7 protein-coding genes are annotated in these 5750 nt (G+C 64.6%); 3 read left to right on the forward strand and 4 right to left on the reverse strand.

Annotation, left to right across the window (positions count from 1 at the left end; genetic code table 11):
- Nucleotides 1–293, reverse strand: a 293-nt coding sequence (locus tag INT49_RS20385; RefSeq protein WP_226851100.1) for an SOS response-associated peptidase family protein, incomplete at its 3' end; no start/stop codon positions are given.
- A 156-nt stretch (nt 294–449) separates the two neighbouring features.
- Here INT49_RS20385 and INT49_RS20390 point away from each other — a divergent pair.
- Nucleotides 450–1130 (forward strand): metal-dependent transcriptional regulator, encoded by a 681-nt coding sequence (locus INT49_RS20390; RefSeq protein WP_193119570.1) that lies wholly within the window; start codon nt 450–452, stop codon nt 1128–1130.
- Here INT49_RS20390 and INT49_RS20395 read toward each other — a convergent pair.
- The 3 genes from INT49_RS20395 to INT49_RS20405 are packed head-to-tail and all read right to left on the reverse strand — an operon-like array spanning nt 1106 to nt 3677.
- Nucleotides 1106–2008 carry a metal ABC transporter permease gene (locus tag INT49_RS20395; protein WP_193119571.1) on the reverse strand — a complete coding sequence of 301 codons (903 nt, stop codon included), beginning with the start codon at nt 2006–2008 and terminating at the stop codon, nt 1106–1108. The two genes, INT49_RS20390 and INT49_RS20395, sit on opposite strands and share 25 nt — an antisense overlap.
- The gene (locus INT49_RS20400; protein WP_193107386.1) at nt 2005–2748 is read right to left on the reverse strand and encodes a metal ABC transporter ATP-binding protein; all 744 of its coding nucleotides are present in this window, start codon (nt 2746–2748) and stop codon (nt 2005–2007) included. Before INT49_RS20400 ends, INT49_RS20395 begins: the two co-directional genes overlap by 4 nt.
- Nucleotides 2745–3677, reverse strand: coding sequence for a metal ABC transporter substrate-binding protein (locus INT49_RS20405; protein WP_193107406.1), 933 nt, complete (start codon nt 3675–3677; stop codon nt 2745–2747). The genes INT49_RS20400 and INT49_RS20405 overlap by 4 nt, the downstream gene beginning before the upstream one ends.
- Before the next feature lie 212 nt (nt 3678–3889).
- On the opposite strand from INT49_RS20405, the gene nrdI reads away from it, so the two are divergent.
- A complete protein-coding gene (nrdI, locus tag INT49_RS20410) occupies nt 3890–4399 on the forward strand; it encodes a class Ib ribonucleoside-diphosphate reductase assembly flavoprotein NrdI (protein WP_102237451.1) in 510 nt (169 codons plus the stop codon).
- Nucleotides 4396–5406, forward strand: a complete 1011-nt coding sequence (gene nrdF / locus INT49_RS20415) for a class 1b ribonucleoside-diphosphate reductase subunit beta (protein ID WP_193107387.1) — start codon at nt 4396–4398, stop codon at nt 5404–5406. The genes nrdI and nrdF overlap by 4 nt, the downstream gene beginning before the upstream one ends.
- The last annotated feature ends 344 nt before the right edge of the window (nt 5407–5750 follow it).

Raw genomic sequence — 5750 nt, forward strand, 5'->3', positions numbered from 1 at the left:
CACCTTTCTCTAAGCCGTCCGCCGGTCGGGACCACACCCCCATGAAATCCCGAGGCTAGGCGCGCGTTGATCGGGCGAGGCCCCTTGTCCTTCGCCCACGCGGGGTACAGACCCCAGCGCGCCAGCTCGAGACTCCGCTGCACCTCGCCGTCGTCGTCGACGAACTCGCGCACCACCGGCGCCTTCGTGCGCGGGGCGATGCTGTAGACCGGCTGCCACTCTGCCACCCGATCCTGGCTCGTCGCCAGATAGGCGTGGAGCAGACCGTCTCCATTGCCGGGGGAGAGATTCATTCGGCTGAGCATTGTTCTCAGGGTTCTGCGTCAGTGCCGGTTGAGGCGCGGGCCCGGGACGCACCTCATGGTCGATGCCTACTACGTGAGTCCGTGGCGCGCCGAAGCTTCAAGTTCTATATAGCTAAGTTGAAGCTTCGAGGCTATCGTCGTGCCATGTCCGTCGATGAGCTGTCTGCGAGTGCCCAGAACTATCTGAAGGCGATTTGGGGGTTGTCCGAGTGGAGTGACGAGCCGGTGACGTTGAAGCTCATCGCGCAGCGGACCGGTGTTGCCCTGTCGTCCGCTTCGGATGCGGTGCGGAAGCTGACTGAGCAGGGTCTTCTGTCTCACGCGAGGTATGGCTCGGTCGAGTTGACGGAGGTCGGTCGTGCGTACGCGCTGGTGATGGTGCGGCGGCATCGCTTGATCGAGACGTTTCTGGTGGAGACCCTCGGGTATCGGTGGGACGAGGTCCACGAGGAGGCCGAGCAGCTCGAGCACGCCGTCTCGGACTTGATGGTGGAGAGGATCGATGACGTTCTGGGTCGCCCCCGGCGTGACCCGCACGGTGATCCGATCCCTGCAGCGGACGGAACAGTGACCGTGCCTGATGCGCGGCGTCTCACCGACATCGGAGCGGAGGGCAGGTTTGTGGTCGAGCGGATCTCGGACACGGACCCGGCGATGTTGCAGTTCTTCGAGTCCCAGGGCATCGGAGTCGGGGCCACGCTTGTGGTCGCGGCGGGAGCACCGTTCTCCGATGCGCTGGAAGTTCGTTCTGGAGAAGTGGGCTCGCCAACGTTGCTGGGACGCTCTGCGACAGATGCCCTCTACGTCTCGGCGGATCCAACCTGATCCTCACGCCGGCGCGCCGTATCGCGTCGATACCGGCGGACTCCAGCCTTTTTGCTGAGCAGGCCGTGCTTGGGACTGATGAGGTAGACGAGCGCGAAGGCGCATCCCTGGGTGAGGACGACGAGGCCGCCTGGTGAGGCGTCGACCCAGTAGCTGATGTAGATCCCGACCACGGAACAGAGTGACGAGAGGACCGGCGCGATCACGAGCATCCGCCCGAAGCGGTCGGTGAGCAGGTAGGCCGTCGCTCCGGGAATGATGAGCATCGCGACGACGAGCACCACTCCCACGACCTGGAGAGCGGCAACTGCGGTCAGCGCCAGAAGACCCAGCAGCAGCGCGCCGAGGAATCGGGGAGACAGGCCGATGGCGTGGGCGTGTGTCGGGTCGAAGGCATAGAGCGTGAGGTCGCGACGTTTGAACACCAGGGCGATGAGAGCCACGGTTGCCAGGATCGCGATCTGGACGAGATCTGCGCGGGAGACGCCGAGGATGTTGCCGAAGATGATGTGATTGAGGTCGGTCTGGCTGGGTGTGACCGAGATCAGGACCAGCCCCAGGGCGAAGAGAGTGGTGAAAACGATGCCGATGGCCGCGTCCTCCTTCACGCGGCTCGTCCCACGGACGAGACCGATCATTCCGACCGCCAGGAACCCGAAGACGACCGCACCGATGGCGAAAGGGACGCCGAGGATGTAGGCGATGACGACTCCGGGGAGGACGGCGTGAGATACGGCATCCCCCATGAGCGACCATCCGATGAGCACCAGCCAGCACGACAGCAGTGCGCACACCACGGCAGCGATCACGGTCGTGACGAGCGCACGGGTCATGAAGTCGTAGGAGAGCGGCTCGAGGAGCCAGTCGAGCGGCGTCATGCGGCACCCTCCTGCTGCAGAACGTCCAGACCGAAGGCGAGAGCGAGCCTCTCGGGCGTGAGGGCCTCGTCCACCGGGCCGTGGAAGAGGATGGTTCGCAGCAGCAGCACGGCGTCGTCGGCCAGCTGCGGCAGAGCATGGAGGTCGTGGGTGGAGACAAGGACGGTGCGGCCGTCGTCCGCGAGTGCGCGGAGAAGATCGACGATGGTGGCTTCGCTGCGCTTGTCGACGCCGGCGAAGGGCTCATCCAGCAGCATGATCCGTGCGTCTTGGGCGATCCCGCGGGCGACGAAGGCGCGCTTCTTCTGCCCGCCGGAGAGCTGGCCGATCTGCCGATTCGCGTACTCCGTGAGCTCCACCCTCTCCAAGGCTTCGTCCACAGCGATGCGGTCAGCGGGCCGAACACGGCGCGTGGCGCCCTGGTGGCCGTACCTTCCCATCATCACGACGTCTCGGACAGAGACGGGGAAAGCCCAGTCGACGTCCTCGCTCTGGGGGACGTATCCGACGAGCCCTCGCCGCCTGGCCTGCGCCGGCTGCGCGCCATTCAGCAGGACGCTGCCTGCTTCAGGCCGGACCATTCCGGTGATCGCCTTGAACAAGGTGGACTTCCCGGAGCCGTTCATTCCGATCAACCCCGTCACCGCACCCGCCCGCACCGCAACAGATACGTCGTCGAGGGCGAGCACATCGCCGTAGCGGACGGTGACACCTTTGACATCGATCGCCGCTGTCGTCATGAGTCCTCCCCGGTGAGTCCCGCAGTGATGGTGTCCGCATCGTGGCGGATCAGATCCAGGTACGTGGGCACCGGGCCACCTTCCTCGGAGAGCGAGTCCACATACAGCGTCCCTCCGAAGCGTGCATCCGTAGCACCCACGACCTGCTGCATGGGGTCGTCGGAGACCGTCGACTCGCAGAACACGGCGGGGACCTCGTTCTCGTCGACGAACTCGATCGCGGATGTGATCTGCTGCGGAGTGGCCTGCTGCTCGGCGTTGACGGGCCAGATGTACTTCTCGGTCAGCCCAGCATCTCGGGCGAGGTAGGAGAATGCGCCCTCGCAGGTCACCAGCGCTCTCTGGCTGGTCGGGAGATCGTCGAGCTCGCCCGTCAGGTCATCTTGGACCTGCTGGAGCTGCTGCTTGTAGGTCTCCCCGTTCCTCTCGTAGTCCTCAGCGTGTTCCGGGTCGAGATCGCTGAACGCTGCGACCATGTTGTCGACGTACACCTGCACGTTCTTCGGGCTCATCCAGGCGTGCGGGTTGGGCTTGCCCGCGTAGGCGTCGCCGGTGATGTCGATGGGATCGATCCCCTCCGAGACCACGACGTGGGGCACATCGACGTCCTCGACGAACTGGCCGAACCACACCTCCAGGTTCAAGCCGTTGTCCAGGATCAGGTCGGCATCCGAGGCCTTCCGGATGTCTCCCGGCGTCGGCTCGTACCCGTGGATCTCCGCGCCAGGCTTCGTGATCGACTCGACCACGAGATGGTCGCCCGCAACATTCTCCGCGATGTCCTCCAACACGGTGAACGTCGTCAGGACTACCGGCTTCCCACTGTCGGCAGCATCCTGCCTGGCTCCACCTGAGCAGCCGGTGAGCACCAGCGCCGCACTCGCAACGACCGCGCCGAGCACAGCCTTCCATCGCCCTCGCACCTGCATCAGTGACCTCTCTCCGCTCACGACCACACGCGTGGTCACTTCTAGACGCCCAGATCCTAAGGTTCGACACGCCGAAGTTTCAAACCCGGCGTGGCGTACGCTTGAGGGCCGTCGGGCTTGATATCACTACATGTGGCACCCCCGCGGAGTGCGGACCCAACATCTAGTAGTTCAAGGTCGGGTCGAGTGTGACGACGACGAAGGAGGGATCGATGACGGCAGGCATCGAGCGCGCAGCACCGGGACTCGGAACACGTGACCTGACGCCACAGGAGTCCGCAGATCTCGTGTTCTTCTCCAGCGTCTCCGAGAACACGCTGCGCTTCGTGGAGAGGCTGGGGCGGCCTGCGGTGCGGATCCCGCTCCGACCCCGCATCGAGGGCATGATCCGCGTATGCCGCCCCTTCGTTCTGGTGGTCCCCACCTACGGCGGCGGCGAGCAGGCCGGGGCCGTACCGAAGCAGGTCATCGCCTTCCTCAACGATCCCGCCAATCGTGCTCTGCTGCGCGGGGTCATCACCGCAGGCAACACCAACTTCGGCGAGCACTACTGCCTCGCCGGCCCAGTCATCTCCCGAAAGTGCGGCGTCCCAGAGCTCTATCGCTTCGAACTCCTGGGCACCCAGCGCGACATCGAGCGCGTGAACGAAGGGCTCGACCGCTTCTGGGCACGAACCGCCACGACGAACGACAAGAACAACGAACAGAGGAGAACAGCATGACCGCCACAACAGCCGTAGAAGGCTCCATCACCCCTCCGGCATACCGACACCACCCCAGCGCACCGCTGCGTCCGATCAACTGGAACCGCGTGAGCGACGAGAAGGACCTCGAGATCTGGAACCGCCTGACCGCGAACTTCTGGCTGCCCGAGAAGGTGCCCCTGTCCAACGACCACCAGGCCTGGCAAGCACTCGCGCCCCATGAACGAACCCTCACCATGCGAGTCTTCACCGGCCTCACCCTGCTCGACACCGTGCAGGCCACCGTCGGGGAGATCTGCCAGATCCAGGACGCCCGCACAGAGCACGAGGAAGCCGTCTACACCAACATCGCCTTCATGCAGTCCGTCCACGCCCGCTCGTACTCCTCGGTGTTCTCGACCCTGACCAGTACCCGAGAGATCGATGAGGCCTACCGCTGGGCGATCGGCAACGACCTGCTTCAAGCGCGATGCAAGAAGGTGCTCCAGCACTACTACGGGCCCGACCCGTTAAAGCGGAAGGTGTCCTCCACCCTGCTCTCCAGCCTTCTGCTCTACGCCGGCTTCTACCTGCCGCTGCACTTCTCCGTGCACGCCACCCTGACCAACACCGCCGACATGATCCGACTCATCCTGCGCGACAAGGCCGTGCACGGCTACTACTCGGGCTACAAGTACCAGCGCGGCCTCGAGGCTCACCCCAACCGCCGCGACGAGATGAAGGAGTTCACGTACACCCTGCTCGAAGAGCTCTACGAGCTCGAGCTCGACTACTCCGGCGAGCTCTACGAACCCCTCGGGCTAATGGACGATGTCGCCGCATTCGTGCGCTACAACGCGAACAAATCCCTCATGAACCTCGGCTACCCGGCACGGTTCACCGCCGACGAGACGTCAGTCAGCCCAGAGATCCTCGCCGCGCTCGCCCCCAACGCCGACGAGAATCACGACTTCTTCAGCGGAAGCGGATCGTCGTACATCATCGGCAAGGCCGAGCACACCAGCGACGACGACTGGGACTTCTAGACACGCAGACTCACCTGTCGGACTCGAAGCGGTACCGCGCTTGCCCCGGATCGCTACGACCCGGGGCAAGCACTCAGCGCAGACCGTGCTGCGGCAGACCTGAACCCGTCCGCAGGTCTGCCGCAACGGCTCGCCTGGCCACTCGCACTCAGATTGCCGGGGGACGGAATCATTCGCCGCTGCACTATTCATCCGAGAGAGATGCTCGCAGTTCGGGGTAGTTACCCCATCTCGAGCCGGTGCGGGCGGCGTGCCTGATAGCGGTTCCAATGTTGATCCCGAGGGTGTCGGGGCCTACCCCCGGTTCGTGGACACGGGGGTGTTTACGCTGCGAGCGCTAGCTT

Origin of the sequence: Brachybacterium tyrofermentans (genome assembly GCF_014897585.1) — a bacterium.
GTDB lineage: Bacteria > Actinomycetota > Actinomycetes > Actinomycetales > Dermabacteraceae > Brachybacterium > Brachybacterium tyrofermentans.